This window comes from Clostridium sp. AM58-1XD, from assembly GCF_003464085.1.
GTDB lineage: Bacteria > Bacillota > Clostridia > Lachnospirales > Lachnospiraceae > Lachnoclostridium_A.
In genome coordinates, this window is sequence record NZ_QSDR01000003.1 from 187,458 (window position 1) to 203,290 (window position 15,833).

At 46.2% G+C, this 15,833-nt stretch carries 11 protein-coding genes and 2 pseudogenes; 10 read left to right on the top strand and 3 right to left on the bottom strand.

What is annotated here, in order from left to right:
* Positions 1-171: 171 nt before the first annotated feature.
* The 8 genes and pseudogenes from DXA13_RS02870 to nspC all read left to right on the top strand — a co-directional run bounded on the left by DXA13_RS02870 (position 172) and on the right by nspC (position 10,562).
* The gene (locus tag DXA13_RS02870) at positions 172-1,161 is read left to right on the top strand and encodes a carbohydrate kinase (protein ID WP_118241843.1); all 990 of its coding nucleotides are present in this window, start codon (positions 172-174) and stop codon (positions 1,159-1,161) included.
* A gap of 1 nt (position 1,162) precedes the next feature.
* Positions 1,163-3,667: an HD domain-containing phosphohydrolase gene (locus tag DXA13_RS02875; protein WP_118241844.1), complete on the top strand. Its 2,505-nt coding sequence runs from the start codon at positions 1,163-1,165 to the stop codon at positions 3,665-3,667.
* 568 nt (positions 3,668-4,235) lie between these two features.
* Positions 4,236-5,009 carry an adenosylmethionine decarboxylase gene (gene speD / locus DXA13_RS02880; protein ID WP_118241845.1) on the top strand — a complete coding sequence of 258 codons (774 nt, stop codon included), beginning with the start codon at positions 4,236-4,238 and terminating at the stop codon, positions 5,007-5,009.
* Positions 5,009-6,463, top strand: a complete 1,455-nt coding sequence (locus DXA13_RS02885) for an aminotransferase class I/II-fold pyridoxal phosphate-dependent enzyme (RefSeq protein ID WP_347559661.1) — start codon at positions 5,009-5,011, stop codon at positions 6,461-6,463. The genes speD and DXA13_RS02885 overlap by 1 nt, the downstream gene beginning before the upstream one ends.
* Position 6,464: 1 nt before the next feature.
* Positions 6,465-7,316 carry a polyamine aminopropyltransferase gene (gene speE, locus DXA13_RS02890; protein WP_118241847.1) on the top strand — a complete coding sequence of 284 codons (852 nt, stop codon included), beginning with the start codon at positions 6,465-6,467 and terminating at the stop codon, positions 7,314-7,316.
* A gap of 1 nt (position 7,317) precedes the next feature.
* Positions 7,318-8,205: an agmatinase gene (speB, locus tag DXA13_RS02895; RefSeq protein WP_243008931.1), complete on the top strand. Its 888-nt coding sequence runs from the start codon at positions 7,318-7,320 to the stop codon at positions 8,203-8,205.
* A gap of 22 nt (positions 8,206-8,227) precedes the next feature.
* Positions 8,228-9,433: a saccharopine dehydrogenase family protein gene (locus tag DXA13_RS02900; RefSeq protein ID WP_118241848.1), complete on the top strand. Its 1,206-nt coding sequence runs from the start codon at positions 8,228-8,230 to the stop codon at positions 9,431-9,433.
* Positions 9,430-10,562: pseudogene (gene nspC, locus DXA13_RS02905) on the top strand (carboxynorspermidine decarboxylase). The gene DXA13_RS02900 and the pseudogene nspC overlap by 4 nt, the downstream one beginning before the upstream one ends.
* A gap of 11 nt (positions 10,563-10,573) precedes the next feature.
* On the opposite strand, the gene DXA13_RS02910 reads toward nspC, so the two are convergent.
* Complete coding sequence (locus DXA13_RS02910; protein ID WP_118241849.1) at positions 10,574-11,602, bottom strand: YeiH family protein; 1,029 nt, start codon at positions 11,600-11,602, stop codon at positions 10,574-10,576.
* 199 nt (positions 11,603-11,801) lie between these two features.
* Here DXA13_RS02910 and DXA13_RS02915 point away from each other — a divergent pair, with 199 nt between their 5' ends.
* Both DXA13_RS02915 and DXA13_RS02920 read left to right on the top strand, forming a co-directional pair.
* A complete protein-coding gene (locus DXA13_RS02915; protein WP_118241850.1) occupies positions 11,802-12,347 on the top strand; it encodes a biotin transporter BioY in 546 nt (181 codons plus the stop codon).
* A 2-nt stretch (positions 12,348-12,349) separates the two neighbouring features.
* Positions 12,350-12,733: a DUF1284 domain-containing protein gene (locus DXA13_RS02920; protein WP_243008932.1), complete on the top strand. Its 384-nt coding sequence runs from the start codon at positions 12,350-12,352 to the stop codon at positions 12,731-12,733.
* Between the two features lie 577 nt (positions 12,734-13,310).
* Here DXA13_RS02920 and DXA13_RS02935 read toward each other — a convergent pair.
* Both DXA13_RS02935 and DXA13_RS02940 read right to left on the bottom strand, forming a co-directional pair.
* Positions 13,311-14,162 carry a transposase gene (locus tag DXA13_RS02935; protein ID WP_243008935.1) on the bottom strand — a complete coding sequence of 284 codons (852 nt, stop codon included), beginning with the start codon at positions 14,160-14,162 and terminating at the stop codon, positions 13,311-13,313.
* Between the two features lie 493 nt (positions 14,163-14,655).
* Positions 14,656-15,283 (bottom strand): annotated as a pseudogene (locus DXA13_RS02940) (CatB-related O-acetyltransferase).
* Positions 15,284-15,833: the final 550 nt, after the last annotated feature.

Consider the following 15,833-nt stretch of genomic DNA (forward strand, 5'->3'; position numbering starts at 1 on the left):
TCCTATCTCGCCTGCTTCACCTTGGCCGGATATCTGAACTTCGCAATTGCATTGCATGATCTGTAAAAAATTCTGTGCATCTTTCAAGTAGTATTTTTTTACCAAATCCTGTATAATAGGGGACATTAAAACTGACAGCGAAGAGGCTGGGATATTAACAGGAGGCGTATTATGAACGGAACAGAGAAAGAGGCAAGGACGTATGACATAGCGGCATTTGGAGAAATTCTGATTGATTTTACTTATCAGGGAGTGAATGATAAGGGGCAGAAGCTGTTCGCCCAGAATCCTGGCGGAGCGCCGGCCAATGTGCTGGTTGCGGCACAGAAGCTTGGGGCCTGCACTGCATTTCTGGGCAAGGCAGGAGAAGACATGCACGGAAGATTTTTAAAACAGGTTTTAGAGCAGGAGAATATTAACACGGAAGGCTTTATTCTGGACGTACAGTATTTCACTACGCTGGCATTCGTTGAACTGAATGAACATGGGGAAAGGAATTTTTCCTTTGCGAGAAAACCAGGAGCCGATACGCAGATGGAAAAAGAAGAGGCGGATATGAAGATTCTGAAAGACTGCCGTATATTCCATGTCGGCTCGCTGTCTTTAACGGACGAGCCAAGCAGAGGCACTACATTTCATATGGTAAAGGCGGCAAAGGAAAACGGAAGCTTTATTTCCTACGATCCGAACTACCGCGCGTCTCTGTGGAAAGATGAAGAGACAGCCAAAAGGGAAATGAGAAGCATGATTCCTTACGTAGATATTATGAAAATATCGGATGAAGAAACAGAGCTCCTGACAGATGAAAAAAATCCTGAGGCAGCGGCAGAGGCGCTGTGCCGTCAGGGTGTGAGCCTGGCTGTCGTGACTCTCGGAAAGGACGGGGCATACGTGTGCAGCAGAGAAGGCGGCAGGACAGTAGCGGGATATGCCAGCAAGGTAGTCGATACAACCGGGGCAGGGGATTCGTTCTGGGGAGGATTTCTCTACCAGGTCAGCAGGTGCGGACGCAGGCCGGAAGAAATTACGCTGGAGGAAGCGGCTGAACATGTCAGATTCGGAAATGCCGTAGCCAGTCTCTGCGTGGAGGGAAGCGGTGCAATTCCGGCTATGCCTTCGATGGAACGCGTTATAGGCCGCCTGAAAGTGATGAACAGCTAACATGTATAGTTATACAATCGTACCAATGATCGCTTTGTTCTGCTATATGTTTCTGCTGATATCCTTTCTTGCGGCAAAGAAAAATAAAACAATAGACACGTTCATGGAGCTCTTGCTGCTGCTGTTTGCATGGACAGGCGGGGCCATGTTTATGCGTCTGGGATACTGGCCTTCGATAAGATTCTGGTTTCACGTTTCTTTAGTGGGAATCCTGCTTCTGCCGATTTCACTGTTTCGCTTTTTGCGGCGGTTCATGGAGGTTAAGGAAACGTATCATATGAAAGCATGGTCTGCAGTGATTGGTTTAACCATAGCGGTCAACTGCCGGTATGAGATTTTTATACAGACGCCCACAGTTGTAAAAACAGAGGTGGGAAATGCATACATATATGATCTGTCGTGGCTTGTTCTGTTTCTCTTTGTAATTGAGGCAGGGGCGCTGGCGGAAAGCATACGTATGGTTTATGATAACCGGAAAAAGAATGCACTGGCTTTCCGGCGGCTTTTGCCCATATGGATCGGCATTGGTACAATGGTAATTTGTAATGCATGTATTGCCTTTCCCGTATTCCGTGGATTTCCGATCGATATCTGTTCAGGAATCGTGATGGCTGTATGCATCTATTATGCACTTTATAAAAAACGTCTGTTCCAGCTGGATCTACTCGTCTCCAAAGGGAACTGCTATATAATGGCTTTTGGGCTGACCATGCTGATTTACTATCGGTTTATACCTGGATATGACCGCTTTTTGAGAGAAGATTTTCACATGGGAGAAACAGCTCTGACGATGGCCGTAGCATTTACGGTCATGATGGGTACGGTTCTGATTTATTTTGTCCTGTCGCTGCTGATGAATGCAGTATTTGAAAATGTGGGGACTCTGAATTCAAAAAATATAAGAAAATTCAGTGAACGAATCTCTCATCTGATGACGCGTCGCGAGATCATGAAAGAGCTTATGGAGGCAGTTTCCGCAGTTATACCGGCAGAAAAAACGGATATTTATCTCAGCGACGAAAAGGGCGGATACAAGCTGGAGATCAGCAGTGATCCTGATAAGAAGGAACAGGCAGCAGTTTTTGAGGATGATCTGCTGCAGCTTTTAAGAGAGGCAGGGGGCTGTCTGATTGTCAGAGATTACAAAATTACCCAGGCGTATAGAAATCTAAGCGACGATGTGCACCGGTTCCTGGCTAATAACAGAATTGAATGTATGGCGGCTGTTAGGGATGAGGAGAATTATCTGGGGCTGATCCTGCTTACGGCCAAGAAGCGCGGGGAACGGTATACGCCGGAAGACGCCGGTTTTCTGGCTTCTATCACTTCGGTGGCATCGGTAGCAATCAAAAATTCCAAATTGTATGAATCCGTTTATATGGAATCGAGAAAAGACTATCTGACAGGCATTGCAAACAGAAAGTTCTTTTATGAAGCGCTCCAGCAATGCTGCGAGGAAGGACGGCATGAGTGCGGGGTCCTGATGATGGTGGACATTGATGATTTCCGGCTGTACAATCAGCTTTACGGGGCGGAAAGCGGTGATGAGGCACTCAGAAAAATAGCGGAAATACTGACGGAAGAGGTTACACAGGGCTGTATGGCTTCCAGATACAGCGGAAAAGAGTTCGCACTTCTCCTGCCGGATTACACGGCGGATGAGGCAAAACAGCTGGCTGAACGGATATCCGGCCGGGTCAGGGTGATGAATAAATCTTCTGGAGAATATGCGCTGAAGACGCTCACGGTAAGCTGCGGGATTGCGATTGGAAAGTGCCCGATCACTGATGCTCACGAGCTTGTCAATCATGCGGAAACAGCTGTATACTACGCAAAACGTGCTGGAAAAAATCAGATTATGGTGTATACGGAGGGGACACAGCCGGGAGAGGAATTGAAGCAGCCGGCTTTGAATTACAGGCCGGGAGTATACTCAGACTATGCTTCTACGGTGTATGCCCTGACTGCGGCGATCGATGCAAAAGATCATTACACGTTCAGCCACTCGGAGAATGTGGCATATTATGCCAGGGAACTGGCTGCCAGATACGGAATGAATGAAGAGGGGATCAATATCGTATATGAAGCGGGCCTGCTTCATGATATTGGGAAGATCGGGATAGAGGAGAGCATACTGAATAAGCCTGGAAAGCTTACAAAAGAGGAGTATGAAACGATAAAGACCCATGTCGCGCTTTCAATCGGGATTATCCGTTATCTCCCATCACTCGATTATGTAATTCCGGCGGTCATCGGTCATCATGAACGGTATGACGGAAAAGGATATCCGCGTCATATTCAGGGGGATGAAATCCCGCTGGCAGCAAGAATTCTCTGTATTGCGGATTCTTTTGACGCAATGGTATCGAAACGAACATACAAGGCCAGGATGGAGGTCAATAAAGCGCTTATCCTGATGGAGGAAGAGGCGGGAAGACAGTTTGATCCCGTGCTGGTGAGAATCTTTATTGATATGGTGAAAGAAGGGGCTTTGAAAATCCGGTAGAATTTTTCGGATTTATTTTCAGAAAGTAATTGACAATATTTCCTGATATTATATAATTAAAGCGCTATGGAATTTTGATAAAGAGTTTCATGCAAATATTTTCTGACCATCCTGGGAGGGATTAAGGCCATACGGACAGCCGGGTCAACTGCCGATCGGCAACTTTCGTTGCCTTATTGATTGAGTTAAAAGCTCAAATTTTATAAGTTGGTTACTTTATAACCGATGCGCAATGCATACATCAACTTGTGAAACGGTCAATAAGAGTAGTAAAAGTGAGATATTTGCTATATAGACTCTGATTTGTTTAATTCCATTCGTATTTATTATATTAAATTAAAACGGGGATTCTGTCGAGGCTCATCAGACAGGATCATATTAACGTAATCCCGGATAGAATGGATATAGGTAGCAGGTAGAATGCATTCGCATTTTGCCTGCTTTTTTGTTTTCTAGGAAAGACCTTGTTATTGTAAAGTGATAAAGCGTATGATTTCCTAGAAAGCAAAAAACGTTCCGCTTGCGGAACTCTTTGTTCTTTTTAGTATTTTTATCAGGAGGAAACGGGATGGAAGAAAAGCTGAAGTTATATGGATTTAATAACCTGACGAAAGCCCTTAGTTTTAACATTTATGATGTGTGCTATGCGAAGACTCCGCGTGAACAGAGGGATTACATCGCGTATATCGATGAGCAGTACAACTCGGAAAGGCTTACAAATATTCTGACGAATCTGACGGACATGATCGGCGCCAATGTTTTAAATATCTCCCGTCAGGATTATGATCCGCAGGGCGCTTCCGTGACCATATTAATCGCAGAAGGCTCTATGGTTCCCAGGGGCGAAACGCAGCTGGCACACCTGGACAAAAGCCATGTAACGGTCCATACATATCCGGAGTACCATCCGGAAACCTGCCTGGCTACATTCCGGGTAGACATTGATGTTGCTACATGCGGGGAAATTACGCCCCTTTCCACGCTGGATTATCTGATCGGATCATTTGATTCCGATATCATCACCATGGATTACCGTGTAAGAGGATTTACCCGCAGTGTAAACGGGCAGAAGCTTTTCCTGGATCATACGATTACGTCCATTCAGGATTATATCAATCCACAGAGGCTCAGAAAATATGACGCGGTCGATATCAATGTGTATGAAGCGAATCTGTTTCATACAAAGATGATGGTTAAGGAGATCGATCTGCAGAATTATCTGTTTAAAACCGATGTGTATGAACTTCCACCCACGGTCCGCCTGGAAATTATGAATAATCTGCGCCGCGAGATGATAGAGATTTTCAGCGGCAGAAATATTTACTATAAGGAGGGGATCTGATGGGAATTACACAGGAACATGCCCCTGTTTATGAAGCGCTGGAACGATTCCGGAACAGGAGAGTCGTACCCTTTGATGTGCCCGGCCACAAGCGGGGCCGCGGCAACCCGGAACTGGCAGAACTGCTGGGAGAAAAATGTGTGAGTATGGATGTGAATTCCATGAAGCCTCTTGACAACCTGTGCCATCCCGTTTCCGTAATCGGAGAAGCGGAAGAACTGGCCGCTGAGGCATTCGGCGCCTCCCATGCGTTTCTAATGGTTGGAGGAACGACGTCCGCCGTACAGAGTATGGTTCTTGCGGCCGTCAAACGGGGAGATAAGATTATTCTGCCGAGAAATGTCCACCGCAGCGTTATGTGCGCGATGGTGCTGTGCGGAGCCGTCCCCGTATATGTCAATCCGGAATGTGACGAACGTCTGGGCATTCCGTTGGGCATGCAGGCGGAAGCGGTCAGAAAGGCGATAAAGGAGAATCCGGATGCAAAGGCCGTATTTGTAAATAACCCTACCTATTATGGAATCTGCTCTGACCTGAGAACGATCGTAAGGATGGCCCATGAGGCGGGGATGATGTGTCTGGCAGATGAAGCCCATGGAACACATTTCTATTTCGGAGATGATCTGCCTGTCCCAGCAATGGCAGCGGGAGCCGATATGGCTGCCGTATCCATGCACAAATCGGGAGGAAGCCTTACTCAGAGTTCCCTGCTTCTTACCGGGCCGAATGTTCCGGAAGGGTATGTACGCCAGATTATCAACCTCACGCAGACGACAAGCGCGTCCTACCTTCTCCTGGCCAGCCTGGATATTTCCAGAAGGAATCTGGCTTTGAGAGGAAAAAAGGCATTTGCGCAGGTGGTGGAGATGGCGGAGTATGCCAGGAACGAAATTAATAAAATCGGCGGTTATTACGCATATTCCAGAGAACTCTGCAACGGGGACAGCATCTATGATTTCGACGTGACAAAGCTGTCGGTCCATACGCTTACTATTGGGCTTGCAGGCATTGAGGTATATGATCTTCTGCGGGATGAGTATGATATTCAGATTGAATTTGGAGACCTTGGGAATATGCTTGCATACCTTTCCATCGGCGACAGGCCCAGAGACATAGAACGGCTGGTAAGCGCTCTTTCCGAAATAAAGAGGCGCTTTGGAAAGAGCGGGGTACGACTGATGAGCCAGGAGTATATTGAACCGCAGGTGGCGGTATCCCCCCAGGAAGCCTTCTATGCGGAAAAAGTATCTCTTCCCCTCGGAGCGGCAGCCGGCAGAATATGCAGCGAATTTGTTATGTGCTATCCGCCTGGGATTCCCATCCTGGCGCCGGGAGAACGGATTACAGAATCTATCCTGAACTATATTAGATACGCGAAGGGAAAAGGCTGTTCCATGACGGGGCCGGAAGACCCGGAAATTGAACAGCTGAATGTGCTAAAGGAGGTAAAATGATATGGAATTCTGGTTTTCAGAGGCACAGACGCCTAATGTAAAACTGTCGATCAGAGTCGATAAGCAGTTGTACAGCGGAAAGAGTGAATTTCAGCGGATTGATGTGTTTGAATCTCCGGAGTTCGGGAAATTTCTGACGCTGGACGGATACATGATGCTGACAGAAAAGGATGAGTTCATCTATCATGAAATGATTACCCATGTTCCGATGGCTGTCCATCCGGCTGTAAAGGATGTGCTTGTAATCGGAGCCGGAGACGGCGGAGTCGTGCGCGAACTTGTCCGCTATCCGGAGATACGTCATATAGATCTGGTGGAAATCGATCCTCTGGTGGTAGAGGTGTGCAGAAAATATCTGCCGCAGACGTCATGCAGGATGGACGATCCGAGGCTTGCAATTCACTATGAAGACGGTCTGAAATATGTGCGTTCCTGTGAGAATGAGTATGATTTGATTATCGTAGACTCTACCGATCCGTTCGGACCGGGAGAAGGTCTCTTTACAAGAGAGTTTTACGGAAACTGTTATAAGGCGCTTAGGGACGACGGAATCATGGTAAACCAGCATGAAAGCCCCTTTTACCAGGAGGATGCCATCGCGTGTCAGAGGGCGCACAGGCTGATTGTAGAATCTTTCCCTGTCAGCCGCGTTTATCAGGCACATATTCCAACATACCCGTCCGGTCACTGGCTTTTTGGATTTGCATCCAAAAAGTACCATCCGCTGAAGGATTTAAAAGAAACGCAGTGGAATATGAGAGGCCTGTCATGCCGGTATTACACGACGACACTGCACAAGGGAGCCTTTTATCTTCCGGCTTATGTAGAGGAGCTTTTGAAGGATGTTGAATGAGATGTTAAATAAGAAATGGAATATGGAATTAAACAGAAACACAGAAACGTTTATGGAATGTGACAAAGAGCCGCAGGAGGCGGAAATCATACTGTTTGGTGCGCCGTTTGATTCTACGACTTCTTACCGGCCGGGAACGAGGTTCGGGCCGGCGTCGGCCAGGAGGGAATCGTATGGGATTGAAAGTTACAGTCCATATCAGGATAAGGATTTGTCAGAGGTTTGGGCAGCAGACTGCGGTGACCTGGAACTGAGCATCGGCGATGTATCCCTTGCCTTAAGTCAGATACAGGAATTTGCAGCCTGTATTCTGGAAAAAGAGAAACTTCCCTTTATGGTAGGGGGAGAACACCTCGTTACCTTGGGCGCGTTTCGGGCAGCGGCTGAAAGATATCCGGATATCTGTATCATACATTTCGATGCCCATTCGGATTTAAGGGACGATTATCTGGGAGTAACCCTGTCCCATGCCTGCGTGATCCGCCGCTGCTGGGAAATCGTCGGCGACGGGCGAATCTACCAGTTCGGAATCCGTTCCGGTGACAGGGAAGAATTTCAGTGGGGCACCCATCATGTAAAAACGAGGCGGTTTGATTTCGAGGGGCTTGAGAAAACGTTGGAAGAGATCAAGGACCGGCCGGTCTACTTTACTGTTGATCTGGATGTACTCGATCCATCTGTATTTCCGGGAACAGGCACTCCAGAGCCGGGGGGAGTCAGCTTCGAGGAACTGAGAAAAGCGGTGACTATGGTGTGCAAAAGTGCAGACATTGTAGGCTGCGACGTCAATGAACTGAGCCCCCATTATGATATCAGCGGGATTTCTACAGCGGCAGCATGCAAGGTAATCAGAGAAATGCTGCTTGCGCTGGATAAAGGTGTAAGATAAATAAATATAAGGAGGAAAAAAGATGGGAAAGGCGTTAATAATCGGCTGCGGCGGAGTTGCTTCCGTTGCAATTCACAAATGCTGTCAGAACAGTGAGGTTTTTGAAGAAATATGCATTGCAAGCAGAACGAAGGAAAAATGTGATGCACTGAAGGAAAAGCTGGAACATAAGACGAAGACGAAAATTACGACGGCCAGAGTGGATGCCAACCATGTGGATGAACTGACTGCTCTAATCGAAAGAGAAAAACCGGACGTTGTCCTGAATCTGGCCCTTCCTTACCAGGATCTTACCATTATGGAAGCGTGCCTGGCAACAAAGACGAATTACGTGGATACGGCCAACTATGAACCGGAGGACACGGCGAAATTTGAATACGGGTGGCAGTGGGCATACAGGAAGAAATTCGAGGATGCCGGAATAACGGCCCTTCTGGGCAGCGGTTTCGACCCTGGAGTAACGGGCGTGTTTTCTGCATACGCATTAAAGCATGAGTTTGATGAAATCAACTATATTGATATTCTGGACTGCAACGGAGGCGATCACGGCTATCCTTTTGCTACAAATTTCAATCCGGAAATCAATATCCGTGAGGTATCTGCAAAGGGCTCTTACTGGGAAGACGGCCACTGGATTGAAACAGAGCCGATGGAAATCAAACGGGTATATAATTTTGAAGAAGTAGGAGAAAAAGATATGTATCTTCTCCACCATGAGGAGATAGAAAGCCTTGCCCTCAATATTCCGGGAATAAAGCGAATTCGTTTCTTCATGACATTCGGACAGAGCTATCTGACCCATTTAAAATGTCTGGAAAATGTGGGAATGACTTCAATTGAGCCGATTATGTATGAAGGGAAAGAGATCATCCCGCTCCAGTTTCTGAAAGCAGTTCTCCCTGATCCTGCCTCTTTGGGGCCACGTACAAAGGGTAAGACGAATATCGGGTGTATTTTCCAGGGAAAGAAAGATGGAAAAGAAAAGACATATTATCTGTACAATATCTGTGATCATGAGGAATGCTACAAAGAGGTGGGGTCACAGGCAGTGGCATATACCACTGGCGTTCCGGCCATGATCGGGGCCATGATGGTGATGACAGGAAAGTGGAATACTCCTGGTGTACATAATATCGAAGAGTTCGACCCTGATCCTTTTATGGATGCACTTAATAAATGGGGGCTGCCATGGAAGGAATCCCATGACCCGGTACTGGTGGACGGATGATGGGGGCAGGGCAGAAAATCAGAACGCCGTATTTTTTAATTGATGAGAGCAGGCTTCTGCACAACCTGGAACTGCTGAAAAAGGTCCAGGAGGATTCGGGCTGCAGAATTCTCCTGGCGCAGAAAGCATTTTCCATGTTTTATGTGTATCCGATTTTGAGAAAATATCTGGCGGGTACAACCGCCAGCGGCCTTTATGAAGCAAGGCTGGGCCATGACGAATTCGGAGGAGAAACCCATGTGTTTTCGCCTGCTTACCGGGAAGATGAGTTCGAAGAATCATGAAATATGCGGATGATTTTGTGTTTAATTCTCCGGCTCAGGTGAGGAAATACGGAGCGAGGGCAAAAGAGGCCGGAAAATCCGTTGGTTTACGAGTTAATCCGGAATGCTCTACCCAGGAAGGACATGGGATTTATGATCCATGTGCTCCGGGTTCGAGGCTGGGAACGACTGTGTCAAACTTTGATGAGTCGGTGCTGCCTCTTTTGGACGGCCTTCATTTCCATACTCTTTGTGAACAGGATTCGGATGATCTGGAACGCACTGCAGAAGCATTCGAAATTAAATTCGGAAAATACTTAAAGGGAATGAAATGGGTGAACTTTGGAGGCGGTCATCATATTACAAGGGACGGATATGATCTGGAACGCCTGATCCGTATCATTTGTCACTTTAAGGGCCGCTATGATGTAGACGTGTATCTGGAGCCGGGAGAGGCGGTTGTTCTGAATGCGGGATTTCTCATTTCCGGAGTACTGGAAGTCGTAGAAAATGGGATAAGTACGGCAATACTGGATACGTCTGCAGCCTGCCATATGCCGGATGTGCTTGAAATGCCTTACAGGCCGCCGGTTACAGGAAGCGGACGGCCGGGGGAAAAGGCATATACATACAGGCTGGGAGGGCCTACCTGTCTGGCCGGAGATATCATCGGTGACTATTCGTTTGATGAGCCTCTGACCGAGGGCAGTGAGGTGGTTTTTGAAGATATGGCCCTGTATACTATGGTAAAAACGAACACATTTAACGGAACGGCGCTGCCTTCGATTGTGTATCGGAGAAAAGACGGAGAATGCCGTATTGTGCGCCGCTTTGCTTATGAAGATTTTAAAGGACGTCTGTCCTGATGGTGGTGAAACTACCAGAGTCCCAGTAAAGACTGCATACACAGGCTGACGGCTGTTATCCCTACCCAGCAGCAGAGCCCCATAAAGATTGGCTTCCCGCCGGTTCTTATGAGCTTGATGATGTTGGTATTCAGGCCGATGGCTGCCATCGCCATAACGATAAAGAATTTGCTCAGTGTCTTAAACGGTATAAAGAAGGTGGACGGAATCCCTGCCTGCAGGGCGATCGTCGTAATCACAGAGGCCAGAACGAAGTAGATGATGAAGAACGGAAAAATCTGTTTTAAATTGACCTGCTTTCCGCTTCCGGCCTCTTTCTTTGTGCGGAAAAATGCGAGCACCAGGGTGATTGGTATGATGGCAAGGGTACGGGTGAGCTTAACGGTTACCGCTTTGTCCAGAGTTGCGTGCCCGAGGTTGTAGATGGAATCCCAGGTTGAAGCTGTGGCGGTTACGGAAGAAGTATCATTGACAGCCGTGCCTGCAAAAATTCCAAAGACTTCACCGGAAGAGGTGTCAAATCCAATCGCGGATCCGAAAGCCGGAAAGAGCAGGGCAGCCAGAATATTAAAGAAAAAGATGACGGATATTGCCTGTGCGACCTCTTCGTCGCTGGCGTCGATTACAGGGGCGGTCGCTGCAATCGCGGATCCGCCGCAGATAGAGGAACCGACGCCTACAAGGGTCGAAATATTCGACGGAATGTGCATGATTTTATGAAGCAGAAACGAAATCACCAAAGAAGTGGATATGGTTGCAGCGATAATCGGGAGAGACTGTTTTCCTGTTTTTAAAATGACGGACAGATTTAGTCCGAAGCCAAGCAGGATAACGGCATATTGAAGAACCTTTTTCGAAGTGTATGTAATACCCGGCATGAGAGCCGTTTTGTCGTGAAGGCAAAGAGTAATGACCATACCGAGTAGAATGGCGATCACAGGACCGCCGATTACAGGGAAATGTTCGCCGATGATCCAGGAAGGAACGGCAATTGCAAGGCAGAACAGAATTCCTTTAAAATTATTTTTTAATGAATGCATAGTAAATAACCTCTTTCTTTCAATTGATTGCTATTAATACGTTACCACTATTTGGATATAAAATAAAATCATTAATATTTATGCGGCAATAAAATTTTGTTATTATAGTCGATATTAAATGTAACCATATTTTTAAAAATGGTTGACAATATGTCCTGCCTGTGATATATTTTTTTCAATTAAAGCAGGAGGCATAAAGATGAATAAGACAGGAAAAACGTATGATTTAGTGTATATCGCATTAGGAGCTGTCATGATTGCAGTCTGTTCCTGGATATCCATTCCAACAGCGATTCCATTTACCATGCAGACCTTCGCCGTATTTGCTGCGGTTGGAATTCTGGGTGGTAAAAGAGGGACGGCAGCAGTGCTGGTATATATTCTGATGGGGGCGGTAGGCCTTCCCGTATTTGCAGGATTTACAGGCGGAGCAGGAATCCTCCTGGGCACAACCGGAGGGTATTTTATGGGATTTGTATTTTCCGCTCTGTTTATGTGGGGGATGGAACGAATCTTCGGAAAGCGCCAGATAGTGCTGCTGCTTTCCATGATTGTGGGTCTGTGCATATGCTATTTATTTGGTACGCTTTGGTTTATGGGTGTCTATATGAAGACGAGCGGCGCTGTTGGCATAGGGGCAGTTCTTGGCTGGTGTGTCATACCGTTTATCATTCCTGACCTGCTGAAAATCGGCCTGGCGATGATTGTGAGCAAACGTGTATCCTTTTATTTGGGGAGGCAGTGAGGATGGAAATGTACAGAATACGGGCGCACCATGGGCTGTGCACCGCTTTTTTTAAAGGAAAGGGATACAGTGATGAATTTACAGATCACATGGCTGCGGTTATTGAAAAACTGAATGCGAATCCTGTCATCCTTCCTGTGGAAAAAGCAGATGAAATCTGCCGCTGCTGTCCTAATCTGGAGAATGGGGTGTGTATTTCGGCAGAGAAAGTGGGACTTTATGATAAAGAAGTTTTGAAAATGTGCGGAATGAGCGGGGAAGAGCCGGTTAAATGGCTGGATTTTCAGAAGAAAGTGATGGAGAAGATTATCCTTGCGGGAAGGCGCAGAGAGATTTGCGGAGACTGCCAGTGGAGCAGCATCTGCGATAATACGGATATTTTGTGATTCAATATAAAAAATAGTGACGCGCCGTGAAAGCGCGGAACTATTTGCTACGGCTTGACCATAAGGTCAAGGCGGTTCCCGCGTGTTTTTATGGAGCGAGGGCCGAGCGCAATAAAAAATGGTTAAAAAATATGAAAAGAGTCCGGCGAGCCAGACTCTTTTTTCTTGTTACATAGAAAAGTTCTCTGAACTATCCTATGCAACAAAAAAGCCCTCCGGGCAGGGTCGCCCTGCGGCGGTAAGGAATGATGCCGCTGAAGCGACCCGCCGCAGGCGGAGAATCCCGCTCGCGGGATTCTTTCTTATGTATTAGGAAAGTTCTTCGAACTTCCCCACAGAAAAAAAGAGTGCCCCACGAAGTCAGGGCACGAAAAACAGACAATGGGATGAAGGTTAGAAAAAGAAATCTCCGCCATCACCATTATCGCCAGGAAAAACATCTTCATGAAGAAAATAATCCATATCCAGAAGATCCTCATCACTCATGCGCCCAACGATAGCAGAAGTCATGCCTTCTGGAGGATGATCTGTGTAATGCTTCCGTAGTTTCTTTACAAGTTCTTCTTTCGAAATGTGATTAGAAATAATGTCCACCTCCTAAGTGATCTGATACTAGGATTTTATCATGAAGAGGAGGATTTGTAAAAGCTGAGGAATCAGGACTGCGGCAATGATGTTTTTCCATCGCCTTTCGATATAATTCCTGTAAAGAAACCCTTTGATGGCGATAGTAAAGCTCTACGATAACCATGGTATTGCCACAAATGGAACATTTGAGTGGATCATAACCAAAAGAAAGAAGAATCGAAATACGCCATTTGTGATAATCCAAGAGAAATTTATGTTTTTGTTTCGAAAGAAAGCGGAACAGTTTTTTATCAGAGTCCCGGTGCCTGGCATAAATACCATAATAGCGAACCATTTTGAACTGTTTTTCCGGGATATGTCGGATGAGTCGTTTGATAAAATCAATGGCAGGAATGGTTTCATGAACGAGGACATCGTCTTCATGCCGGTTGTAGTGAAACGTAACAGATTCTCCATCATAAGAGTCAATGCGTGAAATGGCAATGGGAGGTCTTCCAAGATAGCGACCGATATATTTAATAATGGTATTGGGATCGGCGAGGTTTGGCTTGGCATAAACATAGAAGCCGTCCTGACAATGTTTATAAACAAATGCTTTCATCTTTTTGAAGGAAGAGCCGAGGCAGTCCTGCATCTCATTAAGAAGAGTCGTGCAAAAGGCATGACGAAGAAAAGGATAAGGAAAATGGTAGAGTTTTCGCCAAAAAAGAGAATTACCAACGCCGCCTTCGGAAACGAGACAATGAATATGAGGATTCCACTTAAGATCGCGGCCAAAGGTGTGAAGAACACAAATAAAACCAGGAGTAAAAGCCTCGGAATGATTCAGTTTAAGAAACATACGAAGAATCACACTGCGTACAGCGGAGAAGAGGCAGTTTAAAAGGGAGCGGTCGTGAAGAAAGAAGTCCCGAAGTTGCTCCGGAATGGTAAAAACGCAGTGTCGATGTGTACAGTGAATCAGGGAGGAGGCCATAGAGAGAGCCCGTTTAATGGAATATATGTTACCACAGGAAGGGCAAAATCGGCTATGGCAGCGAAAGGGAACAAATTTAAAATTACCACAATGAGAACAGGCGTACATAGCGCCGCCAAAAGAAGGGTCCCCGCAGGCCAACATCTTATCAATGTTTTCTACTTCGGAGTCCCTGGGATGCATGGCATATAAAATATACTCATAGTGGTCATTAAAAATGGATTGTAAAATATTCATACATGAATTTTACAATAAAGTAGCAAAAAGGAAAACCCCAAACCCCTCATGAATGAGGGGCAGGGGAGTTGATGTGCCGAAGGCACTTATTTATGTGATGCGGAGGACAGCAGATCGGAAATCATCTCAGCTGTTTAATACAGCCGGATTGGATTGCGCTGATATTCTGTGCGATTCGCTCTTTTGGCCAGTCCCACCACCTGATCTCAAGAAGGGCGGAAATCGTCTCTTCTGTAAACCGTTTTTTAATCGGCTTGGCAGGTAAGCCGCCTACAATCGTATATGGCGCCACATCTTTTGTCACGACGGCACGTGTCCCGATAATGGCTCCGTCACCGATGGTAACGCCTGCCATTATGACTGCCTCGTAGCCGATCCAGACGTCATTGCCGATGATAATATCGCCTTTGTTGTCCCAGGAATCGGTGACATCCTTCCGGTCTGATCCCCACTCTTCGAAGACAGAGGAAAAGGATATGTGGATAAAGATCCCATCGAGTGATTCGCACTGTTGAAAAGAAAGCGCGCGCCGCAGGCGATGGAACAGAATTTCCCGATTATAAGCCTGTCATGGTTAATCGGATAGTGATATAATACATTGTTTTGCTCAAAGAATAAGGGATCATTGACAAAATCATTGTACATCGTATAGTCGCCGACAGTAATATTCGGATTAGTGATCACATGTTTTAAATAAACGGTCTGATGATCTCCGTACGGGGATAAATTTGTTTCTCTGGAATAGTCATTTGAAAGCCTCCTGTATATGGCGGCCGTTCGGGACGGCGGCCTGTTATTAAAAAAGTTTTTGAACTATTCCAGCCGCTGCAATGCAGAGCTTCAAAGTATACCACCTCTCTTTTATATAACGCAATCATATCACAGATGCATATTGAAGTAAACAGGCGGAAAAACATACGGTTTTCCTTAATTTTCCACAATAAATACACAGCAGGATTTTCAAAGAAATTGAATCATGATATACTGATAATAAACCGTAACTGTTCTGTACTGAAAAAAGTAGGAGTGTATAAAGCATAGTTAAGCTCGTACCGTCCTGAACGGTTACAATCAGTTATATATGCCGGCAGCAGAATTAAAATGGATACGCTGCAGAAGCAGCACAAAAGCCTGTGGAGGGAAAATATGGCAGAACAATTTACGATCTACGCAACAATGAAAAAAATGGGGAAACAGAAGAAGGAGAGTCTTGTTCCGGTGCCTTTTGTGCTGGAAAAAAAGCCTGAGACGTCTTGTTCCGGTGCCTTTTGTGCTGGAAAAAAAGCCTGAGACGCGCGA

Coding starts and splice junctions, on each gene's coding strand:
- DXA13_RS02870 (WP_118241843.1), top strand. CDS start 172: ATGAACGGAACAGAGAAAGAGGCAAGGACGTATGACATAGCGGCATTT.
- DXA13_RS02875 (WP_118241844.1), top strand. CDS start 1,163: ATGTATAGTTATACAATCGTACCAATGATCGCTTTGTTCTGCTATATG.
- speD (WP_118241845.1), top strand. CDS start 4,236: ATGGAAGAAAAGCTGAAGTTATATGGATTTAATAACCTGACGAAAGCC.
- DXA13_RS02885 (WP_347559661.1), top strand. CDS start 5,009: ATGGGAATTACACAGGAACATGCCCCTGTTTATGAAGCGCTGGAACGA.
- speE (WP_118241847.1), top strand. CDS start 6,465: ATGGAATTCTGGTTTTCAGAGGCACAGACGCCTAATGTAAAACTGTCG.
- speB (WP_243008931.1), top strand. CDS start 7,318: ATGTTAAATAAGAAATGGAATATGGAATTAAACAGAAACACAGAAACG.
- DXA13_RS02900 (WP_118241848.1), top strand. CDS start 8,228: ATGGGAAAGGCGTTAATAATCGGCTGCGGCGGAGTTGCTTCCGTTGCA.
- DXA13_RS02910 (WP_118241849.1), bottom strand. CDS start 11,602: ATGCATTCATTAAAAAATAATTTTAAAGGAATTCTGTTCTGCCTTGCA.
- DXA13_RS02915 (WP_118241850.1), top strand. CDS start 11,802: ATGAATAAGACAGGAAAAACGTATGATTTAGTGTATATCGCATTAGGA.
- DXA13_RS02920 (WP_243008932.1), top strand. CDS start 12,350: ATGGAAATGTACAGAATACGGGCGCACCATGGGCTGTGCACCGCTTTT.
- DXA13_RS02935 (WP_243008935.1), bottom strand. CDS start 14,162: ATGTTTCTTAAACTGAATCATTCCGAGGCTTTTACTCCTGGTTTTATT.